The organism is Bacillus sp. mrc49 (assembly GCF_002803435.1).
In genome coordinates this window covers 1-306 of record NZ_PHNG01000426.1, presented here as the reverse complement: position 1 = coordinate 306, position 306 = coordinate 1, and the positions used below count along the sequence as shown (strand labels likewise).

The 306-nt window shown below is 47.4% G+C and carries 1 protein-coding gene; it reads left to right on the top strand.

The annotated features are described in order from the left end of the window. Positions 1 to 306 (top strand): alpha/beta fold hydrolase (locus CVN76_RS02610; RefSeq protein WP_198512451.1); only part of this gene is annotated, 306 nt, incomplete at both ends.

Here is a 306-nt window from a genome sequence, read left to right as displayed (position 1 = left end):
GCTCTTCCGATCTGATGAATATTTAGATGAAGTGAAAAGCTGGATAGAGGAAGCTTACGAATACTCGCTCCCGGTCTTTTTGCTTGGACATAGCATGGGAGGCCTGATTTCAATTCGGCTTCTTCAGGAAGAGGAATGGGATATTGCAGGCGTGATTTTATCTTCACCTTGTTTAGGGCTCGTAACCAAGCCTCCGAAATTCCTCGCAAGCATCTCACATGGCTTGAATCTTGTGATGCCCCAGTTCAGGGTAGATTCGGGACTAACTCCTGAAATGGCAACGAGAAGCTCGGAGGTCCGTGAATG